The sequence below is a fragment of the Klebsiella sp. M041 genome (assembly GCF_059759695.1).
Genome location: NZ_JCAXWU010000003.1, coordinates 112,842 through 136,405, shown reverse-complemented (window position 1 = coordinate 136,405; position 23,564 = coordinate 112,842). Strand labels below are relative to the sequence as shown.

The window sequence follows — 23,564 nt, the reverse complement described above, 5'->3', positions numbered from 1 at the left end:
CATTTTTTAAAATTCATACCCAACCATATAAATCATTTGATCGCCAAAGCCGTCATAACCTAATTTGTTTTTAAAATAACGCCAGGTTACCGTTGCCTTCCAGCGAGGATAAAACTTCCAGGCCAGCGTTAAACCGCCATTAATGCCATAATCACCGTGTTGCTGTTCCGCGTAGGCGTCATTTCGCTCAAATTCAATTTCATTCCAGTCTGACAGAACAAATTTCTCGTCAAACAGTGTGAAGTTATAAGCTGCCGTCCAGCCCAGCACATACCCGTTCCAGCCGCTTGTTTGTCCATATTTTGGCGAAACATAATCACCCGACTCATTGTGGAGTCCGAGGTAAGGTTTAAAGAATCCCCATTTCCCGGACCATCCCAGATAACCAAGACCATAAAACATGTCCAGATCATCCCCCCACGTATTTTCCCACTGGCCATAAATCTTGCCAAAGAGCGTATAGTCAGAGCCAAAAAGGCGAACATGCGTCATCGCTGAAACCGTATGGTTACGCCCCGCGACAGAATGGTTGAGTACATTACTTTCAAAAAAAGAATAGAATTCAGCTTCTTTAAAATTGACGCCAAAATCAGCTGTGGCTTTCCAGACTTCACCACGACCTACATCGACAAAGCCGCTGTTCCAGTCAGCATAACCTGCATTAATCGATCCAAAAGAATATTGGTAGTCCAAAGATGCTTGTACGGAGTGACTAAAGCCCGAGGATGCTGCAAGTATCGTACAAGCCAATAGCGTATTTTTTATCCGAGGCATTGAAAGTATTTCCCAAAGTTATAATTCGTCCATAGCCATACACTACTTTTCTGCGGCGCTTATTGTTAGCGAAACACACCGTCAAAATAGTGATGAAAATCTCATATCAAAAGGGACGATGGGTATTATCAGGCATGTGTCAAAATATGTTGTTTTAGTGAGGGTAAGTTATTATTTATAAATATCCGGCACGATCATAACGCACTTGTCTGTTACCTATTTTTGTCATAACTGGCGCGTAAGGACGTTATTGATTTAAGCGACGTCCGACAATACCCATTTGGGCAACCACAGATGAAACGTTCGGGCCTTATCCTGGATGATTAAGACATAATGCCCCAGCAACATCGAAATGACCAGACCATCAATTATTCATATTATAAATAATAAAGCCCTATTGAGATTAACTGCACATATATTAAATGCATGTAGGTTATGCCATGAGGGAAAAATAAATCAATGGGAAGAACGCTGTTAATACTCCTGATTCAATAAAATAAAGATTCTGAATCAAAGAGTTAAATTAATGGATGCATCAAGAAGAAATAAAAAAGCCTGGGATTTCTCAATCTCAGGCTTTTTATCAGCAATGACGGAAATGATTAACGAGTCAAATCATCAAAAAACTTCTTCACACCGTCAAAGAAGCTTTTCGAACGCGGGCTATTGTTTTCCCCGGTCGGGCCGCCGAAGCTTTCCTGCAGCTCTTTCAGCAGCTGCTTCTGCTTCTCGTTCAGCCCCACCGGCGTCTCCACCACCACCCGGCACAGCAGATCGCCCTGCGCGCCGCCGCGAACGGATTTCACGCCTTTCCCACGCATGCGGAACAGCTTGCCGGTCTGGGTTTCACCCGGAATTTTCAGGTTGACGCGACCGTCGAGCGTCGGGACCTCAATCTCACCGCCCAGCGCAGCCATGGTGAAGTTGATCGGCACTTCGCAGTACAGATTATTACCTTCACGCTCAAAGATAGCGTGCTGCTTCACCTGAACCTGAACGTACAGATCCCCTGCCGGTGCGCCATGCTCGCCGGCTTCGCCTTCGCCCGCCAGACGGATCCGGTCGCCGGTATCCACGCCCGCCGGGATTTTAACCGACAGGGTTTTGGTCTTCTCAACGCGGCCGTGACCATGACATTTATTGCACGGATCTTTAATCAGCGTACCGCGTCCCTGACAGTGCGGACAGGTCTGCTGTACCGCAAAGAAGCCCTGACGCATCTGTACCTGGCCCGCGCCATGACAGGTTGGACAGGTCTGCGGTTTGCTGCCTGCTTTGGCGCCGCTGCCGTGGCAGACGTCGCACTCTTCCAGCGTCGGAATACGGATCTCTTTGGTGACGCCACGAACCGCTTCTTCCAGCGTCAGCTCCATGTTGTAACGGAGATCGGCGCCACGCGCCGCGCGCTGCCGGCCACGTCCGCCGCCAAAGATATCGCCGAAAACATCGCCAAAGATATCGCTGAAGTCCGCACCGCCGCCAAAACCGCCGCCGCCGCCCATGCCGCCCTGCTCAAAGGCCGCATGGCCGTACTGATCGTAGGCCGCACGCTTCTGGGCATCAGTCAGGATTTCATACGCTTCTTTGATTTCTTTAAATTTGGCTTCGGCCTCTTTATCACCCTGGTTGCGGTCCGGGTGATACTTCATGGCCAGGCGCTTATAAGCCTTTTTGATTTCACGCTCTTCCGCTGTTTTGGAGACGCCTAAAATCTCGTAGTAATCTTGCTTTGCCATCGGTGTTTTTCAGCCCCTTAACATGCGTGCACGGGCGGAGAGGAAACCTCTTCGCCCGTGCCAGTGTTTTACCCGTTCAAAGGGCGATTATTTTTTATCTTTCACTTCTTCGAACTCAGCGTCGACAACATCGTCGTCTTTCGCGTTGCTCGCCTGAGCGTCAGCGGAACCCGCCTGCTGCTGAGCATGCTGCTGCTGGGCGATTTCCATCAGCTTCTGGGAAACCTGCGCCAGCGCCTGCATTTTCGCTTCGATGTCCGCTTTGTCTTCACCTTTCAGCGAAGTTTCCAGCGCGGTCAGCGCAGACTCGATGGCAGTTTTGTCGTCAGCCGGCAGTTTATCGCCTGCTTCTTCAACCTGCTTGCGAGTGCTGTGCAGCAGATGGTCGCCCTGGTTACGGGTCTGTACCAGCTCTTCGAACTTACGGTCAGATTCGGCGTTAGCTTCCGCTTCGCGAACCATTTTCTGAATTTCTTCTTCATTCAGACCGGAAGACGCTTTGATGGTGATCTTCTGCTCTTTACCGCTGTTTTTGTCTTTCGCGGAGACGTGCAGGATACCGTCAGCATCGATGTCAAAGGTCACTTCGATCTGCGGCATGCCGCGCGGCGCCGGGTTAATGCCATCCAGGTTGAACTGACCCAGAGATTTGTTATCAGACGCGCGTTTACGCTCACCCTGCAGCACATGGATGGTAACCGCGGACTGGTTGTCTTCAGCGGTAGAGAACACCTGGCTGTGCTTGGTCGGGATAGTGGTGTTTTTGCTGATCAGCGCAGTCATCACGCCGCCCATGGTTTCGATACCCAGCGACAGCGGGGTCACGTCGAGCAGCAGAACGTCTTTCACATCACCGGTCAGTACACCGCCCTGAACGGCTGCGCCGATCGCCACGGCTTCGTCCGGGTTAACGTCTTTACGCGGTTCTTTACCAAAGAACTCGGCCACTTTCTTCTGCACCATCGGCATACGAGTCTGACCACCAACGAGGATGACGTCGTTGATATCGGAAACGGACAGACCGGCATCCTGCAGGGCTACTTTCAGCGGCTCGATGGAACGGTTAACCAGGTCTTCTACCAGGCTTTCCAGTTTCGCACGCGTCACTTTGATGTTCATGTGTTTCGGACCGGTCGCGTCTGCCGTGATGTACGGCAGGTTAACGTCGGTCTGCTGAGCAGAAGACAGTTCAATCTTCGCTTTCTCAGCGGCTTCTTTCAGGCGCTGCATCGCCAGCGGGTCGTTGCGCAGGTCAATGCCCTGATCTTTCTTAAATTCATCAACGAGGTAGTTGATCAGACGGGTATCGAAGTCTTCGCCGCCCAGGTGGGTATCACCGTTGGTCGCCAGTACTTCGAAGGTTTTTTCGCCATCAACTTCGTCGATTTCGATAATAGAGATATCGAAAGTACCACCACCGAGGTCGTAAACCGCGATCGTGCGGTTGCCCACTTCTTTATCCAGACCGTACGCCAGCGCGGCCGCGGTCGGTTCGTTGATGATACGTTTGACTTCCAGACCGGCGATACGGCCAGCATCTTTGGTTGCCTGACGCTGCGCATCGTTGAAGTAAGCCGGTACGGTGATAACCGCTTCAGTTACCGGTTCACCCAGGTAATCTTCAGCCGTTTTCTTCATTTTTTTCAGCACTTCAGCAGAGATCTGCGGCGGTGCAGTTTTGGTGCCCTTCACATCCAGCCATGCGTCGCCATTGTCTGCGGCAACAATTTTGTATGGCATGATAGAAACGTCACGCTGAACTTCTTCGTCCTGGAAGCGGCGGCCAATCAGGCGTTTAATCGCAAACAGGGTGTTTTGCGGGTTTGTCACTGCCTGACGTTTAGCCGGCTGACCAACCAGAGTTTCACCATCCTGGGTATAGGCAATGATAGAAGGCGTGGTGCGATCGCCTTCGGCGTTCTCCAGCACGCGTGCAGTAGTGCCATCCATAATCGCTACACAAGAGTTGGTAGTACCCAGGTCGATACCAATAATTTTACCCATCTAAACGTCTCCACTAAAAATTCGATCAACATGTGGTTGTGAACCTGTAATAAGGGCGAAACGTGCGGTTTCAACTGCCCAGACATCATTTTTTTTCAGGTTCTTCACTGCGGTTGACTACAAGATGGGGTCGCCCACCCCGGCATCAAGGGGCAAGCAGAAAAATTTTTTGTCGGAGGCCAGCCGACGCCCTCGCACGCTGCCGTCGATGGCTTAGCAAACGATGTTGCCGGGCGGCAAAAAAGATGGCGAAACACCCATACAAGTAACGAATAAAAAAACCGAATATATTCATAATATCATTGACATAAAACGCAATACTTGTGCGCTAAAAGCCCCGTTTTCGCAGTGATAAGATCCCCGCCCTCGCACTTTACTTATTCAGGGGACAGATTAATGAAATCACTATTCCGGCTTTCAGCGGGGCTTATCCTTAGCGTGTCAGTTATCACCTCTGCGGCCGCCAACGACCATAAGATCCTCGGCGTGATAGCCATGCCGCGCAATGAGACCAACGATTTGACGCTGAATCTTCCCGTCTGCCGGGTGGTCAAACGTATTCAGCTCAGCGCCGAACGCGGCGATATTCAGCTCTCCGGAGCAACGGTCTACTTTAAGGCCAGCCACGGCGCCAGCCACACCCTGAACGTGCCCGCCGGGATCAAAGAGGGCCACACCACCGGCTGGATCTCCCTCAACAGCGATAACGACAACAAGCGCTGTGTGAAAAAAATCGCCTTCTCCGGCCACACGGTCAACTCCTCAGATATGGCCTCACTGAAAATTATCGGCGACGACTAACGTCGTCCCCTGCCCGAGAGAAAACGTTATGCATATTAACTATCTGGATGATGACGATCTCGCCTTTCTGCCTGAGTGCAGCGAGGCGCATCTGGAAGCGTTTACCCGTATTCTGACCCACGGGGAAAATGGCAAACCCCGTCTCTCCAGTACGCTGCTGCGCAACGAGACCTTTCTGTCTATGGAGGGCCACCCGGAGCGCTATCGCCGCAACTGGCAGTTGATCGCCGGCGAGCTACAGCATTTCGGCGGCGACAGCATCGCCAATACGCTGCGCCGCCATGGCAAATTTTATCGCGTCATCCTGCTGGATGTGTGTAAAAGGCTAAAGGCGAAGGTCGATAAACAGATGACGACGCCGCAGATCGAGCAACAGTTGTTGACGCATTTTCTGCAGCACAGCTGGAATAAGCTGGATGAGGAACAAAAAACGCAGTTTCTCGCCGCGGTGGAGTGCCGGAGTCATGAGCTGGAAAGCCTGCCGCCCCATCTGTTGAGGCGCCGCAAGCTGAGTGAAGGCGTTGCCCTGCTACTGGATGAGCGGTTAACCGCCATCCTGCGCACGCACGCCGCCGTGAGCGTCATCGGCCATGGCCTGGTACGCGGCGCCGGGCTGGGGGGACCGCTTGGCGCCGCGCTGAACAGCGTGAAAGCGGTAAGCGGCAGCGCTTATCGGGTCACCATCCCCGCGGTTCTGCATATTGCCTGTTTACGACAAATGCTCCACTCGTCGTCGGGCGCAACTGAAATTGGTGAAAAATACCCCGCCAGATCATAGACAGCCTTTCCGCGCCTCATTATTATGCCGCGCCCCGCCGCCAAGTCGCGGGGTAATGCTTCCCTTTTAATGATAATTTTGAGGAATTATGGGCAACACTAAGTTGGCTAATCCGGCACCGCTGGGCCTTATGGGCTTCGGCATGACCACTATTCTGCTTAACCTGGCGAATAGCGGCCTGTTCGCATTCGATGTAGCTATCCTGGCGATGGGCATTTTTTACGGCGGCATTGCGCAAATTTTTGCCGGCCTGCTGGAATACAAAAAAGGCAACACCTTTGGCTTGACCGCTTTTACCTCCTACGGCAGCTTCTGGCTGACGCTGGTTGCTATTCTCCTGATGCCGAAAATGGGCCTGGCTGATGCGCCGAACGCGCACTTCCTCGGCATGTATCTCGGCCTGTGGGGTATTTTTACGTTGTTCATGTTCTTCGGTACGCTGAAAGCCGCACGCATGCTGCAGTTCGTGTTCCTGAGCCTGACGGTGCTGTTTGCGCTGCTGGCGATTGGTCATCTGGTGGATAACGAAGGCATCGTGAAAGTTGCCGGCTGGGTCGGCCTGGTTTGCGGCGCCAGCGCCATTTACCTGGCGATGGGCGAAGTGCTGAACGAGCAGTTCGGCCGCACCGTGCTGCCGATCGGCGAACCGCGTTAATCTTCCGCCGCCGCCCTGTGACAGGGCGGCGGCTGGTCATCATCGGCAAACCTGCTTAGCGCTGCAGCTCCCCTTCCGGCAACCTCGCCGCCGTCAGCCCCTGACGCAGCCAGATACCTAATCCCAGCCCCATCAGCGACAAGGCCAGCACATACCAGGCCGGGGCCATCGGCGACACCCCCATCAGCATCGTGACGGCAATTGGCGTCAGGCCGCCAAAAATCGCGTACGACAGATTGTAGGAAAAGGAGATGCCGGTGAAGCGCACTTCCGCCGGGAAGGCCCGCACCATAACATAAGGCACCGCCCCCACCACGCCCACACAGAGTCCCACCGTGCCGTAGAGCAGAAACAGCCGCTGCGGGCTGGCGCCAGACAGGTGGTAAAACGCCCAGCTGGCAACCGCCAGCAGCAGGCTGCCGACGATAAAGGTGCGGCTGGCGCCGAAGCGGTCCGCCGCCAGCCCGGCGAGCAGACAGCCGATGCACAACATAATCGTGGCAATGCTGTTGGCCTGCAGGGTTATCGCCGGGGCGAAGCCATAGTGTTTCTGCAGCCAGACCGGCGACATCAGGATCACCACCACCACGCCTGCCGACAGCAGCCAGGTCAGCAGCATAGAGACCGCCACCGCCTTCTGGTGCTTGAGGACGACCGCTTTTACCGGCAGCTCCTGCGCCAGCGCTTTGCGCTGCTGCATCTCAAGAAAAATCGGCGTCTCCTGCAGCCAGCGGCGCAGATACATCGCCACCAGACCAAATACGCCTCCCAGCAGGAAGGGGATCCGCCAGCCGCCGTCGTGGATCCCCTGCGGCGTCAGGCTGGTGTTGATAAGCGTCGCTACCACGGATCCCAGCAGGATGCCTACGGTCAGGCCGGCCGTCAGCGTGCCGCAGGCGATACCAATGCGTTTTTCCGGAACATGCTCGGCGACAAACACCCAAGCGCCAGGCACCTCGCCGCCGATCGCCGCCCCCTGCAGAATACGCATCAGCAGCAACAGCAGCGGCGCGACGATGCCCACCGAGCTGTAGGTCGGCAACAGACCAATCGCCAGGGTCGGCAGCGCCATCAGCAGGATGCTGAGGGTAAACATTTTCTTGCGGCCAACCAGATCGCCAAAATGAGCCATGATGATCCCCCCCAGCGGACGCGCCAGGTAACCGGCGGCGAAAATGCCAAAGGTCTGTACCTGGCGAAGCCATTCCGGAATATCCGCGGGGAAGAAGAGCTCGCCGACGACGGCGGCGAAGAAAACGAAGATGATAAAGTCATAAAACTCCAGCGCGCCGCCAAGGGCGGCCAGCGTCAGCGTTTTATAATCCTGGCGGTTGAGCGGTCGGTTTGCATATGACATAACGCGATTTCATCCTGAGGCGTGCAGCGTATTTTATAGTGTGTAAAGTAAACAGCACTATATCGTAAATAAAACGGCACACCATCAGCGATGCATGTTATGTCACAAATGCATCAAATTCAGGATAAAGTTTCGCGTCGGGCACTTTTGGGACGAAATGCTTCTACCACACGGCCATCGGTTTCCACATAAGGCCCCTCCAGCAACTGTACACAATAAGGTACACTTGCGAAAATACCGTGCACCAGCACGTTGCCGTCAGCATCTTTCACCCCTTCCAGGGTCTCCTGAATCGCTTTCGGTTGTCCGGGAAGATTGAGGATCAGCGCCTGCTTGCGGATCACCCCGACCTGCCGGGAAAGGATCGCCGTCGGCACAAAGTGTAGGCTAACCTGGCGCATTTGCTCGCCGAAGCCCGGCATCTCGCGATCGGCAATCGCCAGCGTGGCGTCGGGCGTCACATCGCGACGCGCCGGGCCGGTGCCGCCGGTGGTCAGCACCAGATGGCACCCCATCTCGTCAACCAGTTCGCACAGCGTTTGCTCAATAATGACCTGCTCATCCGGGATCAGGCGAGTCTGCAGTTCAAAAGGGGTGGTAAGGGCACGCGCCAGCCACTCTTCCAGTGCCGGGATGCCTTTGTCCTGATAGACGCCGCTGGAGGCGCGATCGGAAATGGAAACTAAGCCGATTCGTAAGGTATTCATGGTTATTCCGTTCAAACTGTGGCGTTAAACGAAATGATACACTGCTGCTGGCGGGACAGACAGTGTAATGTGGCCGACGGGCGTCGGCCACCTGCGGGATTACAGCAGTTCGCCGATCATTTTTTCCAGTTTTTCCTGGTCGATCGCAAACTTACGGATACCTTCCGCCAGTTTGTCTACCGCCATCGGATCCTGGTTATGCTGCCACAGGAACTCAGATTCGGTAATACGCTCCGGACGCGCTTTCACTTCACCGGTATACACCAGTTTACGCTCAACGGCGCCTTCGCTTTCGGACAGCTCTTTCAGCAGCGCCGGGGCGATGGTCAGGCGGTCACAGCCAGCCAGTTCCAGAATTTCGCCAACGTTACGGAAGCTGGCGCCCATCACCACGGTTTCATAACCGTGCTGCTTGTAGTACTCGTAGATTTCGCTGACGGAAACCACGCCCGGATCTTCTGCCGGCGCGTACTCTTTCTTATCGGTATTGGCTTTGTACCAGTCGAGGATACGGCCAACGAACGGCGAAATCAGGAAGACGCCCGCTTCGGCGCAAGCGCGAGCCTGAGCGAAGGAGAACAGCAGCGTCAGGTTGCAGTTGATGCCCTCTTTTTCCAGCTGTTCAGCGGCGCGAATGCCCTGCCAGGTGGAAGCCAGCTTGATCAGAATACGATCGTTGCTGATGCCCGCGTCGTTATACAGCTTGATGATGCGCTTGGCTTTAGCGATAGACGCTTCGGTGTCGTAGGAGAGACGCGCATCCACTTCGGTGGAGATACGGCCCGGGATCAGTTTCAGGATTTCGAGACCGATGTTCACCGCCAGCTTGTCGGAAGCATCGAGGATCTGCTGCGCGCGATCGCTGCTCTGGCTACGAGCCCAGGCCACAGCGTCGTCAATCAGCTTACGGTACTCAGGGATCTGAGCCGCGCCGAGGATCAGGGAAGGGTTGGTGGTGGCATCCTGAGGCTGATACAGCTTCATTGCCGCAATATCTCCGGTGTCAGCGACGACAGTGGTGTACTGACGCAGAGAAGTTAATTTATCCGTCATGATATATTTCTCTTAAACAGCAGTTAAGGGGATGTAACCGGTCTGCCCAGATGATAACACGCTGCCGGGTCAGCGCAACCGCCGACGAGAGAAGAGCGCAGAGTGTGATAAACTATGCAGATTAATTTGCTGAAAGCGCAAGGATTGTCACTTAATTGGTAACGCTTACACTGGCGTGCCGGCATGGACAAGAGGATGTTTAATGCCTGATTTTCTCTCATTTATCAATGAAATACTCTGGGGCTCAGTGATGATTTATCTGCTACTGGGCGCCGGTATCTGGTTTAGCTGGCAAACCCGGGGTATTCAGTTCCGTTACGTGCGCAAATTTGGCCGCAGCCTGAAAAAAAGCCTGCACCCGCAGCCGGGCGGTTTAACCTCCTTTCAGGCGCTCTGTACCAGCCTTGCTGCGCGAGTCGGCAGCGGCAATCTTGCCGGCGTCACGCTGGCTATCGCCGCCGGCGGGCCCGGCGCCGTATTCTGGATGTGGGTCTCCGCCCTGCTCGGCATGGCCAGCAGCTTCGCCGAATGTTCCCTTGCCCAGCTGTATAAAGAGCGCGATAGCCGCGGGCAGTTTCGCGGCGGTCCGGCCTGGTATATGGCGCGCGGGCTCGGCATGCGCTGGATGGGCGTTCTGTTTTCGATCCTCCTGCTGCTGGCCTATGGCTTTATCTTCAATACCGTACAGGCCAACTCCGTGGCCCATGCCCTGCGCTATGCGTTCGATCTGCCGGCGGCAGTCAGCGGCGGCGTGCTGGCCGTTGTCGTTCTGCTGGCCATCCTCCGTGGTTTACGCGGTGTGGCGCGCCTGATGCAGTGGATCGTCCCCATCATGGCGCTGCTGTGGATCGCCACCAGCCTGCTTATCGGCCTGTGGCATATCACCGCCCTGCCGACGATTTTCTCCACCATCTTTCGCTGCGCCTTCGGCTGGCAGGAAGCCGCCGCCGGCGCGGTGGGCTACACCATCAGCCAGGCGCTGACCAGCGGCTTTCAGCGCGGCATGTTCTCCAATGAAGCCGGAATGGGCTCTTCGCCTAACGCCGCCGCAGCCGCCGCCTCCTGGCCGCCGCACCCGGCGGCGCAGGGTATCGTGCAGATGATTGGCGTGTTTATCGATACCATCGTCATCTGTACCGCCAGCGCGATTATCGTCATGCTGGCGCCCCACCCCGACAATGAGTATACGCTCAACGGCATCCAGGCCCTGCAGCACGCGATGAGCATGCTGGTCGGGGGCTGGGGGGCGGGTTTTATCGCTTTCATCGTGCTGTTGTTCGCCTTTAGCTCTATCGTCGCCAACTACCTGTACGCGGAAAATAATCTGGTCTTTCTGCGTCTGGATAAGCCGCGCTATATCTGGGCGCTGCGGATACTTACCGTCCTGATGGTGCTGCTGGGAACCCTGGTTAGCCTGCCGGTCGTCTGGCAGAGCGCGGATATCATTATGGCGCTGATGGCGATGACCAACCTGACGGCCATCCTGCTGCTCTCCCCGACGGTGCGGATTATCGCCAGTGATTATCTGCGTCAGCGCCAACTGGGCATTCAGCCTACTTTCGATGCGTCGCGCTATCCTGAGATTCACCAACAGCTGGCCCCGGGCGCGTGGAATGAACTGCCGCGCGAATAGCGCGGCAATCGCAGCTATCGATCCCACCATGCACTTTTTTTGTTAAAATTCGTCGAAATTACCTGCAAGGACTGGATATGCTGATTCTGATTTCACCTGCTAAAACGCTCGATTATCAAAGCCCGCTGGCAACGACTCGCTATACCCAGCCCGAACTCCTCGAGTATTCTCAACAGCTTATCAGCATCGCCCGTCAGCTGACCGCGCCGCAAATCGGCAAGCTGATGAGCATCAGCGACAAGCTGGCGGATCTGAACGCCACCCGTTTCCACGACTGGCACCCTGACTTTACGCCGCAAAATGCCCGCCAGGCGATCCTCGCCTTTAAGGGCGATGTCTACACCGGCCTGCAGGCAGAGACGCTCACGGAGGACGACTTTGACTTCGCCCAGCGACACCTGCGCATGCTCTCCGGCCTGTATGGCGTGCTGCGTCCGCTGGACCTGATGCAGCCCTACCGCCTTGAGATGGGGATCCGTCTGGAAAACCCCCGCGGCAAAGATCTGTACCAGTTCTGGGGCGAGACCATTACCGAGAAGCTGAATCAGGCGCTGCAGGCTCAGGGCGACGATATCGTCATCAACCTGGCTTCCGATGAATATTTTAAATCGGTGAAAACGCAAAAATTGCAGGGCCAGCTGATCAAGCCGGTATTCCTCGATGAGAAGAACGGCAAATTCAAAGTGATAAGCTTCTATGCCAAGAAGGCCCGTGGCCTGATGAGTCGCTACATTATTGAAAACCGCTTAACCCAGCCGGAACAGCTGAAATCCTTTAATAGCGAAGGCTATTTCTTTGATGCGGAGGCGTCGGAGAAAGGCGAACTGGTGTTTAAACGCCACGAGCAGTAAGTAAACGGTCCCCCTACGGCGATCGACGCAACAGGGGGACGGTAAGGATTTAGCCCATCATCAGCTTACGCAGCGCGGCGAAATCCGCCGGCAGGTTGTGAGACAGCAGCGGCAGGTCGGCGCGCTCGGCCAGCTCTTTCGGCAGCGGCAGGGTCTCCTGCAGGATCTCCTCCACGCTCTCTTTGAACTTCGCCGGATGGGCGGTGCCGAGGAACAGACCGTACTCTCCCGGCTGTAGCTGATCGCGCAGCGTGCGCCAGGCAATCGCCGCGTGCGGCTCAGAGATGTAGCCGATGGCCTTCAGCTCGCGCATTGCCGCTTTGGTGGTCTCATCATCGACCGCGGCATAGCCCAGCTCGCTGAGACGCCAGATTTTACGGCGGAACAGCTCTTCGACACGCGGCCAGTTGTTCGGCTGGCTGACGTCCATGGCGTTGGACAGCGTCGCCTGGGTGGCTTTTGGCGCCCACTCGCCGCCCTGCAGATAGCGCGGAACGGTGTCGTTGGCATTGGTGGCGGCGATAAAGCGTTTGATCGGCAGACCCAGCGACTTCGCCAGCAGACCGGCGGTCAGATCGCCGAAGTTGCCGCTCGGCACGGAAATCACCAGCTGATTGCGGGCTTCCTGCGGCAGCTGCGCCGCCGCTTCGAAGTAGTAGCAGATCTGCGCCAGCAGGCGGCTGATGTTAATGGAGTTCGCCGAGTTGAGCCCCAGCGTCGCCTTCAGTTCTTCATCGTCAAACGCCTGCTTCACCAGCGCCTGGCAGGCGTCGAAGTCGCCGTCAATCGCCACGGTTTCAATGTTGCCGCCGAGAGTACAGAACAGCTTCTCCTGCAGCGGGCTGATCTTGCCGCGCGGGTAGAGGATCACTACCTTAACGTTCGGCAGTCCGTAGAAAGCATGCGCCACCGCCGCCCCGGTATCGCCAGAGGTCGCCGTGAGGATGGTGACCGGCTTATCGCCCGCGATGTGGGTCAGCATCTGCGCCATAAAGCGGCCGCCGAAATCCTTGAACGCCAGCGTGGGGCCATGGAACAGCTCCAGACAGCCGACATCCTCCTGAACCTTGCTCACTGGCGCCGGAAACGCAAACGCCGCGCGGACCCGCTGCTGCAGGACATCCTGCGGGATCTCATCGCCGATAAAGGCGGATAAAATTTTGGCGCTGCGGGTGACAAAATCCTGCGCCAGCATGTCGTCGATTTCAGTCAGGCTGAATTCCGGCAGATCGTGCGGAAAGAACAGGCCCTGATGCTTGCCAAGTCCCTGGGTAACGGCCTGCGCAAAGCTGACCTGCTCATTGTGATCTTTTAAGTTATACAGTTTCATTGGTTATCCCACTACGCGTGCGCCCGCCGTGTCCAGCCGGCAAATATGAACAAAGCCTTCCTGATTCTGCAGATAGTGCGCGCCAAGCCAGTCGGCGACGCGCTGTGCGGTGTCCGGCTTATCGCACAACGCGAACAGCGTTGGGCCAGAGCCGGAGATGCCGCAAGCCTGGGCGCCCATCTCCATGGCCGCCTGACGCGCTTCGCTAAAGCCCGGCAGCAGTTTGGTTCGGTACGGTTCGGCAATCACATCTTTCATCAATTTTGCCGCCAGCTGCGGCTGGCGGGTGTAGCAGGCGTGAATAAAGCCCGCGAGGTGGCGACCATGAGCGATACAATCCTGACGGCGGTACTGCGCCGGCAGAATCGCCCGCGCTTCGGCGGTAGATACTTTAATCCCCGGATAGGCCAGCACCCACAGCCACTCATCAAACCCGGGCACCTGCTGGCTGATAATCCCGTTCTCTTCGATCATCAATTGCATGCCGCCAAGATAGCACGGCGCCACGTTGTCGTAGTGAATGCTGCCGGAGATACGCCCTTCCATCTCCCCCATCAGCGCCAGCATGCGCGTCTCGTTCAGCGGCTTACCGCAAAACTCGTTCATCGCCACCAGCGCGGCGACCACCGAGCAGGCGCTGGAGCCCAGCCCGGAGCCAATCGGCATGTTTTTTTCCAGGGTCATCGCCACCGGCACCGTTTTACCGATCTCCCGGCAAAAGCTTTCCCAGCACTGGTAAACAATGTTCTCCTGCGGCGCCGTCGGCAGTTTACTGGCGAAGCGTCCCAGATTCTGCAGGCTGAATTGCTCCGCCGCTTCGACAGTGACGTTGTCGCCAAGCAGCGTGCCATCGACCGGCGTGACCGCCGCGCCCAACACATCAAACCCGACGCTCATATTGGCACTGGAAGCCGGGGCATATACTTTGACCATCTTAAACTCCTAACTTCCAGGAAAGGGTGCGCAGCAGGTCGGCGAATACACCGGCCGCCGTGACGTCGTTCCCGGCACCATAGCCGCGCAGCACCAGCGGCAATGGCTGATAATAGTGGCTGTAAAAGGCCAGCGCGTTCTCGCCATTTTTGACTTTGAACAGCGGATCGTTGCCGTCAACGGCGGCAATTTTCACCCGGCAGGTACCATCCTCTTCGATGTTACCGACATAGCGCAAGACTTTACCTTCATCGCGCGCCTTAGCGATCCGCGAGGCGAACGCATCATCCAGCGACGGCAGGCGGGCCATAAAGGTCTCAACATCACCGCTGGCGTCGAAGTCCGCCGGCAGCGCCGACTCGACGATAATGTCCGACAGCTCCAGTTCACGTCCAGTCTCACGGGCCAGAATCAGCAGCTTACGCGCGACATCCACCCCGGATAAATCGTCGCGCGGATCCGGCTCGGTATACCCCATCTCACGGGCCATCGCCGTCGCCGCCGAGAAACTCACGCCTTCATCCAGCTTGCCGAAGATAAACGACAGAGAGCCGGAGAGGATCCCGGAGAAATGGCGCAGTTCATCGCCGGCGTTGAGCAGGTTCTGCAGGTTCTCAATCACCGGCAGGCCAGCGCCAACGTTAGTATCATAGAGGAACTTGCGGCGCGAGCTGCTCGCGGCGTGGCGCAGCTGATGATAATAATCCAGCGAAGAGGTATTGGCCTTTTTATTCGGCGTGACCACATGGAAACCTTCGCGCAGGAAGTCGGCGTACTGATCGGCGACCGCCTGGCTGGAGGTACAGTCGACGATCACCGGATTCAGCAGGTGGTACTCTTTTACCAGGCGAATCAGGCGGCCGAGATTAAAGGGTTCTTTCGCCTCCGCCAGCGCCTCACTCCAGTTTTCCAGATTCAGACCATGCACGCTGGTCAGCAGCGCCTGAGAGTTGGCCACGCCGCAAACGCGCAGATCGATATGTTTGCTCTTCAGCCAACTCTGCTGGCGTTTGATTTGCTCCAGCAGCGCGCCGCCGACGCCGCCGACGCCGATGACGAACACTTCGATCACCTGGTCGGTGTTGAACAGCATCTGATGGGTCACGCGCACGCCTGTGGTGGCGTCGTCATTGCTGACCACCACCGAAATGGAGCGCTCGGATGAACCCTGGGCAATCGCCACGATATTGATATTGGCGCGGGCCAGCGCGGCAAAAAACTTTGCCGAGATACCGCGCAGGGTGCGCATTCCGTCGCCCACCACCGAGATAATAGCCAGACGCTCCATAATGGCCAGCGGCTCCAGCAGCCCCTCTTTCAGCTCGAGATAAAACTCATCTTCCATCGCCCGTTTAGCACGCGCACAGTCGCTCTGCGGCACGCAGAAACTGATGCTGTACTCGGAAGAGGATTGGGTGATCAGCACGACCGAGATGCCGGCGCGGGACATGGTGGCGAAGACGCGGGCCGCCATGCCGACCATGCCTTTCATCCCCGGCCCGGAGACATTGAACATCGCCATGTTGTTGAGGTTAGAGATGCCTTTGACCGGCAGATCGTCCTCGTCGCGGCTGGCGCCGATGAGCGTTCCCGGCGCCTGCGGGTTGCCGGTATTTTTAATCAGACATGGGATTTGGAACTGGGCGATAGGAGCGATGGTGCGCGGGTGCAGCACTTTCGCGCCAAAGTAGGAGAGCTCCATCGCCTCCTGATAAGACATCGATTTCAGCAGACGCGCATCCGGCACCTGGCGCGGGTCGCAAGTGTACACGCCGTCGACATCGGTCCAGATTTCGCAGCAGTCGGCGCGCAGGCAGGCGGCCAGTACCGCAGCCGAATAGTCGGAGCCGTTGCGCCCCAGCACCACCAGCTCGCCCTTCTCATTGCCGGCGGTAAACCCGGCCATCAGGATCATATGGTCTGCCGGGATCTGGCTGGCGGCGATGCGGCGGGTGGATTCGGCGATATCGACCGTGGATTCCAGATAGTGGCCCACCGCGAGCAGTTTTTCCACCGGGTTAATCACACTGACTTTATGACCACGGGCTTCCAGCAGACCCGCCATGATGGCGATGGAGAGCTTTTCGCCTCGGCAGATCAGCGCGGCATTGACGCTGTCCGGGCACTGACCCAGCAGGCTGATACCGTGCAGGACATGCTTAATCTGAGCAAACTCCTGCTCAACAAAGGCTTTCAGCTGGGCGAGCGGGAAAGCGGGCTGGGCGTCGGCAAGGCCCTGAAGAAGTTCGGTAAAAATGCGTTCAGCGTCGGCAATATTGGGGAGGGCATCCTGGCCGCCAATGGTCTTTTCAATCATCGCTACCAGATGGTTGGTGATCTTCGCCGGGGCAGACAGGACGGTCGCTACCTGCCCCTGCCTGGCATTACTCTCCAGAATATCGGCAACCCGCAGAAACCGTTCCGCATTTGCCACTGATGTACCGCCGAACTTCAACACTCGCATGGTTCTTACCCCTTGATCTCTTGTCAAAAAAAAAGCCCGCACTGTTCAGGTGCGGGCTTTTTTCTGTGTTTCCTGTACGCGTCAGCCCGCACCGTTACCTGTGGTAATGGTGGTGGTGATAATGGTGGTAATCATGCCGATGCGATTCATGGATGTTGTGTACTCTGTATTTTTATCTGTCTGTGTGTCCTGCCTATATTGGTTAAAGTATCTGCCCTCTTAAGTCAATGAATTTCTCAATTAACCTCATTTCAGCAAGCTTACGTATTGCGCCACCCCGACAAGGAAAAACATCCAGATCGGCGGAACATCCCCCGCAAAAACAGCACATACAACCATAATTAAAATATATGACAGAGCTTTATTCTGACAGGTTTTTTTCAATATCATGCAGCAAACGATGCAACATTGCCGTGTCGCGCTGCTGCAGCAGCCCCATTCGTTGCGACAGCCAGTCGGCCAGTTTGGCATCATCCTCCACGCCCAGACGCGAAAGCAAGGCCAGGGCGCGCAGGCGCAACGCCTGCAGCTGATGATGGTCTGCCGCGGCGGCGGCGGGCGCCGGTTGTTGCATAAGCGATGCTAATTGATAGCAGTAGACCATCACCGACTGACCGAGGTTTAGCGAAGGATAATCCGCGGCCATCGGCACGCCGGTCAGCACATCGGCCAGGGACAGCTCCTCATTGGTTAATCCGGCGTCTTCACGGCCAAATACCAGCGCGGTATGGGTCATCCAGTTCGCCTTCTCCTCCAGCAGCGGCAACAGCTGCTGCGGCGTGGCGTAATAGTGAAACCGCGCGCGACTGCGGGCGGTGGTGGCGACGGTAAAATCGACGTCGTGCAGCGCCTCGGCAAGGGTGGAATAGGTGGTGATACCATCGAGGATGTCGCCTGAGCCGTGCGCCACCCAGCGTGCCGCCGGCGCCAGATGGGCTTCACTGTCCACGATCCGCAGATCGCGAAATCCCATGGTTTTCATCGCCCTGGCGGCGGCGCCGACGTTCTCGGCCCGGGCAGGACCGACTAAAATAATCGTTAAACGCATTGCGGTTTTTTTCTCTCTCTCAGGCGTTGTCGAGGCGCGGAGCCCCGCATTTTACGCGGTGAAAATTTACAAATTTGCAACAAAAATCACTAAAATTGCGTTTTCTTACCCATAAAAAAATCTAAACTGTTCTCAGGAGGCCATGACAAGGAGTATGTTAACAGAACCCATTTATCCATATGATGGGCAATGAAATTTCACCTGATGCATCGTTCCAGGCATTGGATTCACTGTATTTATTAATTTATCCACGCAACTAGTTGAGCCGGGTAAAGATTGTGACTATAAAGAGCATGGCGATGCAATGATTTCACAAGACTGTTAACGTGCTACAATTGAACTTGATATATGTCAACGAAGCGTAGTTTTATTGGGTGTTCGGCCTCTCTTAGCCTGTTATGTTGCTGTTAAAATGGTTAGGATGTCAGCCGTTTTTGACACCGTCGGGTCCAGAGGGAAAGTACCCACGACCAAGCTAATGATGTTGTTGACGTTGATGGAAAGTGCATCAAGAACGCAATTACGTACTTTAGTCATGTTACGCCGCGCATGTTAATTTGCGACATGCAGCAGGCAGGTCAGGGACTTTGGTACTTCCTGTTTCGATTTAGTTGGCAATTTAGGTAGCAAACATGCAGACCCCGCACATTCTTATCGTTGAAGACGAGTTGGTAACACGCAACACGTTAAAAAGTATTTTCGAAGCAGAAGGTTACGATGTATTCGAAGCGACCGATGGCGCGGAAATGCATCAGATCCTGTCTGAAAATGATATCAACCTGGTGATCATGGATATCAACCTGCCGGGTAAAAATGGTCTTCTGCTGGCGCGCGAGCTGCGCGAGCAGGCTGACGTCGCGCTGATGTTCTTAACCGGTCGCGACAACGAAGTGGATAAGATCCTTGGCCTCGAAATCGGCGCTGACGACTATATCACTAAACCGTTTAACCCGCGTGAACTGACTATCCGCGCGCGCAACCTGCTCTCCCGTACCATGAACCTCGGTACCGTGAGCGAAGAGCGTCGCAGCGTGGAAAGCTACAAGTTCAACGGCTGGGAACTCGATATCAACAGCCGTTCCCTGGTCAGCCCGAACGGCGAACAGTACAAGCTGCCGCGCAGTGAATTCCGCGCGATGCTGCACTTCTGCGAAAACCCGGGCAAAATTCAGTCTCGTGCCGAGCTGCTGAAGAAAATGACCGGTCGCGAGCTGAAGCCGCATGACCGTACCGTTGACGTGACCATTCGTCGGATTCGTAAACACTTCGAATCCACTCCGGATACCCCGGAGATCATCGCTACCATTCACGGTGAAGGTTACCGTTTCTGTGGCGATCTGCAGGAATAATGCGATTTATTCCGCAGCCATGATGTGAAAACGGCGCCCCGAGGGCGCCGTTTTTTTATGCCGTCACTCTTTCCAGAGGCGCAGTTTGTCGTCATCGGCAGACGGAGGCGGAGGCACACTGCCTTTCGGTAACGATAACGCATACCAGTCCACTCGCCGGGTCAAAAACATCAGAGTGCTTAGCGCCAGCACCAGCACCCCGGTACCCAAGAGCAGCGCACTGTCCTCGGAATGCAGCAGAAACCACATCACCCCGTCCAGCAGCAGCAGCGCCGCGACAAACAGCAAGCTGTTACGCCATCCCCTGAGCACCGCCTGGAGGTAGATCCCGTTCATCACCGCGCCGGACAGGCTGGCGGCCAGCCAGGCGGCGGTAAAGCCAATGTGCTCCGAAAGCGCCAGCAGCACCAGGTAAAACAGCACCAGCGATAAGCCCACCAGCAAATATTGCATCGGATGCAGGGAGCGATGGGTCAGGCTTTCGAAAGCGAAAAAGGCCATAAACGTCAGCCCGATTAACAGGATGGCATATTTTGTCGCCCGGTCGGTTAGCTGGTACTGGTCGGCAAGCGACATGACATCGGCACTGAACGCCGGCAGGCGCGACCACGGGATCTCCATATCATCCTTGAAATAGCTGCCCATATCGTTGGCGAACCAGCTGCTTTGCCAGTGGGCGCGATAGCCGGCAGTATTCACTTCGCGTTTCGTTGGCAGGAAGCTGCCGAGAAAGCCGGGATGCGGCCAGTTACTGGTCAGCTGCAGCTCGCTGTTGCGCCCGAGCGGCGCCAGTGAAAATGCGCCCGTCCCGTTCAGATCGAGCGAAAAAGCGATCTCAAGCGGCTTGTTGTCCTCCGCCAGCGCAGGCATCGGCATATGGATGCCCGCCCCATCGCCGCTGATCCCCAGCCCAGGCTCCACGCTTAATAGGCTGCCGTTAACCTCCGGGGCATGAATGGCGCCAATGCCGCGGGCATCGCCGACGCTCACCACCAGCCGCGGCTGGCCCAGGGAGATATTCGTTTTTCGCAATGACGCCAGACGCAGCGGATCGAAGGAGGCCTTGATCTGCAGGGCGTTATGCCAGACCTGTCCGCTGTAGATGCCCACCCTTCTCGACTCCACGGTCTGTTTGCCGGTGACCGCCAGCGACTCCGGCAGCCAGTAGTACTCCCAGCTCCGCTGATATTCGACCTCTTTTTGGTTCTCCCTGCGGGTCAGCGTCTCGGTTACCGGAATAGCGATCAGCGGCCCGGCGAGTTTTTGCGAGCCGCTGGTGCTCTGTTCAATGGCATCCACAACCTCGCTGCGATAATCAGCCCGCTCATTGATGAGCTCCCTGACTATCATCAAAGGCAGAGATAACAGCACAATACAGCCTATTAACGTGGTAATTTTCCAGAATAACGGTGATTTCAACATAGCTTTCTCCCTATCGTAATGGCCTCACAATAGGGCGGTTGTGTGGGGGGAATTTGAAGCTATGTGAAGGGACGGTGAAGTCTCAGCGTGGCGACCACGCCGCCTTCGGGCCGATTGTGTAGACGGATATCGCCGTGATGCAGGCGCGCGACTTCACGAACGAAGGCCAGCCCAAGGCCGCTGCTCTTGTGGCCGTCTTCACGCGGCAGCGAGTAGAACCGCTCAAAGATCCGCGTCAGGGCATACTCCGGAATACCGCATCCGTTATCCGTTACGCTCAGTCGCACCTCTGCATTTCGTTTCTCTACTGCCAGGGCGATCTCGCCCCCCTGGGGGGTAAAATCAATCGCGTTGTCGAGCAGATTGCCCAGCGCCTGGGACAGCAGTTCGCCATCGCCATTGACCAGCATCCCACTCTCCTGCCAGCGCAGGGTGATGGCTTTCGCCGCCAGGGCGATGTCGCGCTCTTCCGCCAGGCGTTGGTATAGCGCATCTATCGACACCGGCTGCGGCTTTATCTCCAGCCGGTTTTCCAGTCGCGCCTGCTGGAGCAACCGCTCCACCAACAGCTGCATGCGAGTATTTTGCGCGAGGATATTCTCAGTAAACCGCGCCGCCACCGCAGGCGGCGGCTCTTCGCGCAGGATCTCCGCCGCACCGCGGATGGCCGCCAGCGGACTTTTCAGCTCGTGAGTCAGGTCATAGACATAGTTTTCGATGGCGTTTTTGCCTTCGAGCTTCACCCGCATGCTCTCCAGCGCCTGGGCCAGCTTACGTAGTTCGCTGCTGCCGACCTCCGGCAGCGGCAGCGGGCGGTCAGCGGTCACCGAGTCCGCATAGCGCACCAGCTTGCCGATAGAGAAATTGATCCACCAGACGACGCCGCAGCCAATCAACAGGGCAATGCCCAGCAGAGCGCCGCCGGCCCAAAGGATCCGCCGCTCGCTGCGCTGAATGACCGGCGTCATCGCCAGGTTGGGTTTACCGACGCTCAGCACGCCGATAATCCGCCCCTTATCCATCACCGGCGCGGCGATATACATCACCGAGCTGGCTTCATCATGCGGATCGCTGCGCGTACTGCGCGCGCCGTACTGGCCGCGCAGGGTGAGCCAGACATCGTTCCAGCGTGAATAGTCCTGCCCTGTCGCCTCTCCGCTCGAGTCAAACACCACCTTGCCCCGGGCATCGGTCAGATAGACGCGGTACTCATTCCGCACCTTTTTAATTCCGCCAATATTGGCGTTGAGCCGCTGCTGGTTGAGCTGGTGAAAGGCCTGCGCCAGCCTGCCCTGCTGCGGGTTTGCCGCCAGCAGGTCCTCACGCGCCAGCGCCGCCAGCAGGGTGGCGGTATCGTTGAGGGTCCCCTCCGTGGCCCGGCGCACGCCCGGCTTGACTTCCTGGACAAAGATCGACAGTACAAACCACGCGGCGATCGCGACGATAAGAAAATAGCCCAGCAGCAGGCGCATGCCGATGCGCATCAGCCGCGCCCCAGGCTGTAGCCCATCCCGCGATGGGTAATGATTGGCGCCACCTCAGGATTAACGACCCGCAGTTTAGCGCGCAGGGTTTTGATGTGGGTGTCGACGGTGCGGTCGAGGCTTTCCCAGGCATCGCTCCACACCAGCTCCATCAGCTGCTGGCGGGAGAAGACGCGACCGGGCGCGTGAAGCAGCGTTTTCAACAGCAGAAATTCATAGCGCGTCAGGTTCAGCGGCTGGCCGAACCAGCTTATCGACGCCGCCTGCTCGTCAAGCACAAACTCGCCGACGCGAACTACCGACGAAGGCGCGGCGAATTTTTGCAGCCGCCGCAGCACGCTGCGCACCCGCGCGCAGACTTCGCGTGGCGAAAACGGCTTGGCGATGTAATCGTCAGCGCCGATTTCCAGCCCCAGCAGCTTATCGACCTCGTCGCTCCGCGCCGTCAGAAACAGCACCGGCAGCGCCGGAAAGCGCGTCAGCAGGCGCCGACAGAGCTCGAAGCCGCTGATATCCGGCAAGCCGACGTCGAGGATGGCCACATCGGGCGCCTGATGCGCCGCCGCCTCCAGCGCGGGCAACCCGCGGTCAAAGACGGTGACCTGGAAGCCCTCCTGCTGGAGCATATAAACCAGGGTATCGGCGATACTCTGTTCATCCTCAACTAACCAAATCCGTGGCTGCTGCATGCGCGCTCCCGTTTATTTATTCCAGGGCATAATCGGCACGGCGCTGATGGCGTTCTTCGGCGAGCCATCAACCACTTTATCCGAATAGGTCAGGTAGACCAGCGCATTGCGTTTCGCATCATAGAAGCGAACGACCTGTAGCTTTTTAAACACCAGCGAGGTGCGCTTCTGGAACACCACGTCGCCCTGGCTTTTGCCATTTTTGATTTTGTCCGTCAGCTCAATCGGCCCGACCTGCTGGCAGGAGATGGCCGCGTCGGAGGTATCTTCCGCCAGACCCAGCCCGCCTTTGATCCCGCCGGTCTTCGCCCGGCTGATATAGCAGGTCACGTTCTGCACATCCGGATCGTCAAAGGCTTCGACGACAATTTTGTGATCCGGCCCTAACCATTTGAAGACCGTATCCACGGAACCAATCTGCTCCGCCTGAGCGACCTGGCAGCCGGCCAGCAGCAGCAGGCCCATCGCAAACTTCTTGTATTTCATATTGTTACCA

The 23,564-nt window shown here is 56.6% G+C and carries 22 protein-coding genes and 1 other annotated feature; of the genes, 6 read left to right on the top strand and 16 right to left on the bottom strand.

The features are described 5' to 3' along the window. Nucleotides 1-6 precede the first annotated feature (6 nt). The 3 genes from AC6CWS_RS04550 to dnaK all read right to left on the bottom strand — a co-directional run bounded on the left by AC6CWS_RS04550 (nucleotide 7) and on the right by dnaK (nucleotide 4,514). Entirely contained in the window at nucleotides 7-774 is a 768-nt protein-coding gene (locus AC6CWS_RS04550) for an outer membrane protein OmpK (protein ID WP_065883321.1), read from the bottom strand. 602 nt (nucleotides 775-1,376) lie between these two features. Continuing rightward, nucleotides 1,377-2,510 (bottom strand): molecular chaperone DnaJ, encoded by a 1,134-nt coding sequence (gene dnaJ / locus AC6CWS_RS04545; RefSeq protein ID WP_002887955.1) that lies wholly within the window; start codon nucleotides 2,508-2,510, stop codon nucleotides 1,377-1,379. Nucleotides 2,511-2,597: 87 nt separating this feature from the next. After that, nucleotides 2,598-4,514, bottom strand: a complete 1,917-nt coding sequence (gene dnaK / locus AC6CWS_RS04540) for a molecular chaperone DnaK (protein WP_023291917.1) — start codon at nucleotides 4,512-4,514, stop codon at nucleotides 2,598-2,600. Nucleotides 4,515-4,910: 396 nt separating this feature from the next. Here dnaK and AC6CWS_RS04535 point away from each other — a divergent pair, with 396 nt between their 5' ends. From AC6CWS_RS04535 to satP, 3 genes are all read left to right on the top strand, one after another. Then, a complete protein-coding gene (locus AC6CWS_RS04535; protein WP_065883319.1) occupies nucleotides 4,911-5,315 on the top strand; it encodes a DUF2541 family protein in 405 nt (134 codons plus the stop codon). 28 nt (nucleotides 5,316-5,343) lie between these two features. Beyond that, nucleotides 5,344-6,093 (top strand): acidic protein MsyB, encoded by a 750-nt coding sequence (gene msyB / locus AC6CWS_RS04530; RefSeq protein ID WP_065883317.1) that lies wholly within the window; start codon nucleotides 5,344-5,346, stop codon nucleotides 6,091-6,093. An 88-nt stretch (nucleotides 6,094-6,181) separates the two neighbouring features. After that, nucleotides 6,182-6,748, top strand: coding sequence for an acetate uptake transporter (gene satP, locus AC6CWS_RS04525; protein WP_032452395.1), 567 nt, complete (start codon nucleotides 6,182-6,184; stop codon nucleotides 6,746-6,748). A gap of 55 nt (nucleotides 6,749-6,803) precedes the next feature. On the opposite strand, the gene AC6CWS_RS04520 is transcribed toward satP, so the two are convergent. From AC6CWS_RS04520 to tal, 3 genes are all read right to left on the bottom strand, one after another. Further along, the gene (locus AC6CWS_RS04520; protein ID WP_023291913.1) at nucleotides 6,804-8,105 is read right to left on the bottom strand and encodes an MFS transporter; all 1,302 of its coding nucleotides are present in this window, start codon (nucleotides 8,103-8,105) and stop codon (nucleotides 6,804-6,806) included. Nucleotides 8,106-8,224: 119 nt separating this feature from the next. Further along, on the bottom strand, nucleotides 8,225-8,812 hold the full coding sequence (gene mog / locus AC6CWS_RS04515) for a molybdopterin adenylyltransferase (protein WP_004204229.1): 588 nt from the start codon (nucleotides 8,810-8,812) through the stop codon (nucleotides 8,225-8,227). A gap of 99 nt (nucleotides 8,813-8,911) precedes the next feature. Further along, nucleotides 8,912-9,865: a transaldolase gene (gene tal / locus AC6CWS_RS04510; protein WP_004204228.1), complete on the bottom strand. Its 954-nt coding sequence runs from the start codon at nucleotides 9,863-9,865 to the stop codon at nucleotides 8,912-8,914. Between the two features lie 202 nt (nucleotides 9,866-10,067). Between tal and AC6CWS_RS04505 the strand changes: the two genes are divergently transcribed. Beyond that, nucleotides 10,068-11,498, top strand: a complete 1,431-nt coding sequence (locus AC6CWS_RS04505) for an alanine/glycine:cation symporter family protein (protein WP_080901652.1) — start codon at nucleotides 10,068-10,070, stop codon at nucleotides 11,496-11,498. A 77-nt stretch (nucleotides 11,499-11,575) separates the two neighbouring features. Continuing rightward, complete coding sequence (yaaA, locus tag AC6CWS_RS04500; protein WP_032452393.1) at nucleotides 11,576-12,349, top strand: peroxide stress protein YaaA; 774 nt, start codon at nucleotides 11,576-11,578, stop codon at nucleotides 12,347-12,349. Between the two features lie 49 nt (nucleotides 12,350-12,398). Here the strand turns inward: yaaA and thrC are convergent, their stop codons facing one another. The 6 genes from thrC to yjjY form a co-directional block, all read right to left on the bottom strand. After that, a complete protein-coding gene (thrC, locus tag AC6CWS_RS04495; RefSeq protein ID WP_065883315.1) occupies nucleotides 12,399-13,679 on the bottom strand; it encodes a threonine synthase in 1,281 nt (426 codons plus the stop codon). Nucleotides 13,680-13,682: 3 nt separating this feature from the next. Beyond that, nucleotides 13,683-14,612 carry a homoserine kinase gene (gene thrB, locus AC6CWS_RS04490; RefSeq protein WP_002887853.1) on the bottom strand — a complete coding sequence of 310 codons (930 nt, stop codon included), beginning with the start codon at nucleotides 14,610-14,612 and terminating at the stop codon, nucleotides 13,683-13,685. 1 nt (nucleotide 14,613) lies between these two features. Beyond that, on the bottom strand, nucleotides 14,614-17,076 hold the full coding sequence (gene thrA / locus AC6CWS_RS04485; protein ID WP_044525310.1) for a bifunctional aspartate kinase/homoserine dehydrogenase I: 2,463 nt from the start codon (nucleotides 17,074-17,076) through the stop codon (nucleotides 14,614-14,616). Nucleotides 17,077-17,101: 25 nt separating this feature from the next. After that, nucleotides 17,102-17,219: a sequence feature (Thr leader region), on the bottom strand. After that, nucleotides 17,158-17,226, bottom strand: coding sequence for a thr operon leader peptide (thrL, locus tag AC6CWS_RS04480; protein ID WP_004222578.1), 69 nt, complete (start codon nucleotides 17,224-17,226; stop codon nucleotides 17,158-17,160). (Overlaps the previous feature by 62 nt.) A gap of 211 nt (nucleotides 17,227-17,437) precedes the next feature. After that, nucleotides 17,438-18,124: a tRNA/rRNA methyltransferase gene (locus AC6CWS_RS04475; RefSeq protein ID WP_065883314.1), complete on the bottom strand. Its 687-nt coding sequence runs from the start codon at nucleotides 18,122-18,124 to the stop codon at nucleotides 17,438-17,440. A gap of 396 nt (nucleotides 18,125-18,520) precedes the next feature. Beyond that, nucleotides 18,521-18,661 carry a YjjY family protein gene (yjjY, locus tag AC6CWS_RS04470; protein ID WP_004146984.1) on the bottom strand — a complete coding sequence of 47 codons (141 nt, stop codon included), beginning with the start codon at nucleotides 18,659-18,661 and terminating at the stop codon, nucleotides 18,521-18,523. 95 nt (nucleotides 18,662-18,756) lie between these two features. On the opposite strand from yjjY, the gene arcA reads away from it, so the two are divergent. After that, nucleotides 18,757-19,473: a two-component system response regulator ArcA gene (arcA, locus tag AC6CWS_RS04465; protein WP_002887843.1), complete on the top strand. Its 717-nt coding sequence runs from the start codon at nucleotides 18,757-18,759 to the stop codon at nucleotides 19,471-19,473. Between the two features lie 63 nt (nucleotides 19,474-19,536). Here the strand turns inward: arcA and creD are convergent, their stop codons facing one another. From creD to creA, 4 genes are read right to left on the bottom strand one after another with little or no spacing between them, the layout of a single operon-like run. Then, nucleotides 19,537-20,895, bottom strand: a complete 1,359-nt coding sequence (gene creD / locus AC6CWS_RS04460) for a cell envelope integrity protein CreD (RefSeq protein ID WP_065883312.1) — start codon at nucleotides 20,893-20,895, stop codon at nucleotides 19,537-19,539. Nucleotides 20,896-20,954: 59 nt separating this feature from the next. Then, nucleotides 20,955-22,379, bottom strand: a complete 1,425-nt coding sequence (gene creC / locus AC6CWS_RS04455) for a two-component system sensor histidine kinase CreC (RefSeq protein WP_065883310.1) — start codon at nucleotides 22,377-22,379, stop codon at nucleotides 20,955-20,957. Next, the gene (creB, locus tag AC6CWS_RS04450; RefSeq protein ID WP_065883308.1) at nucleotides 22,379-23,068 is read right to left on the bottom strand and encodes a two-component system response regulator CreB; all 690 of its coding nucleotides are present in this window, start codon (nucleotides 23,066-23,068) and stop codon (nucleotides 22,379-22,381) included. Before creB ends, creC begins: the two co-directional genes overlap by 1 nt. Nucleotides 23,069-23,080: 12 nt before the next feature. Next, nucleotides 23,081-23,554 carry a protein CreA gene (gene creA, locus AC6CWS_RS04445; RefSeq protein WP_009309170.1) on the bottom strand — a complete coding sequence of 158 codons (474 nt, stop codon included), beginning with the start codon at nucleotides 23,552-23,554 and terminating at the stop codon, nucleotides 23,081-23,083. Between the last annotated feature and the right edge of the window lie 10 nt (nucleotides 23,555-23,564).

Coding starts and splice junctions, on each gene's coding strand:
- yaaA (WP_032452393.1), top strand. CDS start 11,576: ATGCTGATTCTGATTTCACCTGCTAAAACGCTCGATTATCAAAGCCCG.
- AC6CWS_RS04475 (WP_065883314.1), bottom strand. CDS start 18,124: ATGCGTTTAACGATTATTTTAGTCGGTCCTGCCCGGGCCGAGAACGTC.
- creD (WP_065883312.1), bottom strand. CDS start 20,895: ATGTTGAAATCACCGTTATTCTGGAAAATTACCACGTTAATAGGCTGT.
- mog (WP_004204229.1), bottom strand. CDS start 8,812: ATGAATACCTTACGAATCGGCTTAGTTTCCATTTCCGATCGCGCCTCC.
- dnaJ (WP_002887955.1), bottom strand. CDS start 2,510: ATGGCAAAGCAAGATTACTACGAGATTTTAGGCGTCTCCAAAACAGCG.
- satP (WP_032452395.1), top strand. CDS start 6,182: ATGGGCAACACTAAGTTGGCTAATCCGGCACCGCTGGGCCTTATGGGC.
- dnaK (WP_023291917.1), bottom strand. CDS start 4,514: ATGGGTAAAATTATTGGTATCGACCTGGGTACTACCAACTCTTGTGTA.
- arcA (WP_002887843.1), top strand. CDS start 18,757: ATGCAGACCCCGCACATTCTTATCGTTGAAGACGAGTTGGTAACACGC.
- AC6CWS_RS04520 (WP_023291913.1), bottom strand. CDS start 8,105: ATGTCATATGCAAACCGACCGCTCAACCGCCAGGATTATAAAACGCTG.
- creB (WP_065883308.1), bottom strand. CDS start 23,068: ATGCAGCAGCCACGGATTTGGTTAGTTGAGGATGAACAGAGTATCGCC.
- AC6CWS_RS04505 (WP_080901652.1), top strand. CDS start 10,068: ATGCCTGATTTTCTCTCATTTATCAATGAAATACTCTGGGGCTCAGTG.
- yjjY (WP_004146984.1), bottom strand. CDS start 18,661: ATGACTAAAGTACGTAATTGCGTTCTTGATGCACTTTCCATCAACGTC.
- thrC (WP_065883315.1), bottom strand. CDS start 13,679: ATGAAACTGTATAACTTAAAAGATCACAATGAGCAGGTCAGCTTTGCG.
- thrB (WP_002887853.1), bottom strand. CDS start 14,612: ATGGTCAAAGTATATGCCCCGGCTTCCAGTGCCAATATGAGCGTCGGG.
- tal (WP_004204228.1), bottom strand. CDS start 9,865: ATGACGGATAAATTAACTTCTCTGCGTCAGTACACCACTGTCGTCGCT.
- msyB (WP_065883317.1), top strand. CDS start 5,344: ATGCATATTAACTATCTGGATGATGACGATCTCGCCTTTCTGCCTGAG.
- creC (WP_065883310.1), bottom strand. CDS start 22,379: ATGCGCATCGGCATGCGCCTGCTGCTGGGCTATTTTCTTATCGTCGCG.
- creA (WP_009309170.1), bottom strand. CDS start 23,554: ATGAAATACAAGAAGTTTGCGATGGGCCTGCTGCTGCTGGCCGGCTGC.
- AC6CWS_RS04550 (WP_065883321.1), bottom strand. CDS start 774: ATGCCTCGGATAAAAAATACGCTATTGGCTTGTACGATACTTGCAGCA.
- AC6CWS_RS04535 (WP_065883319.1), top strand. CDS start 4,911: ATGAAATCACTATTCCGGCTTTCAGCGGGGCTTATCCTTAGCGTGTCA.
- thrA (WP_044525310.1), bottom strand. CDS start 17,076: ATGCGAGTGTTGAAGTTCGGCGGTACATCAGTGGCAAATGCGGAACGG.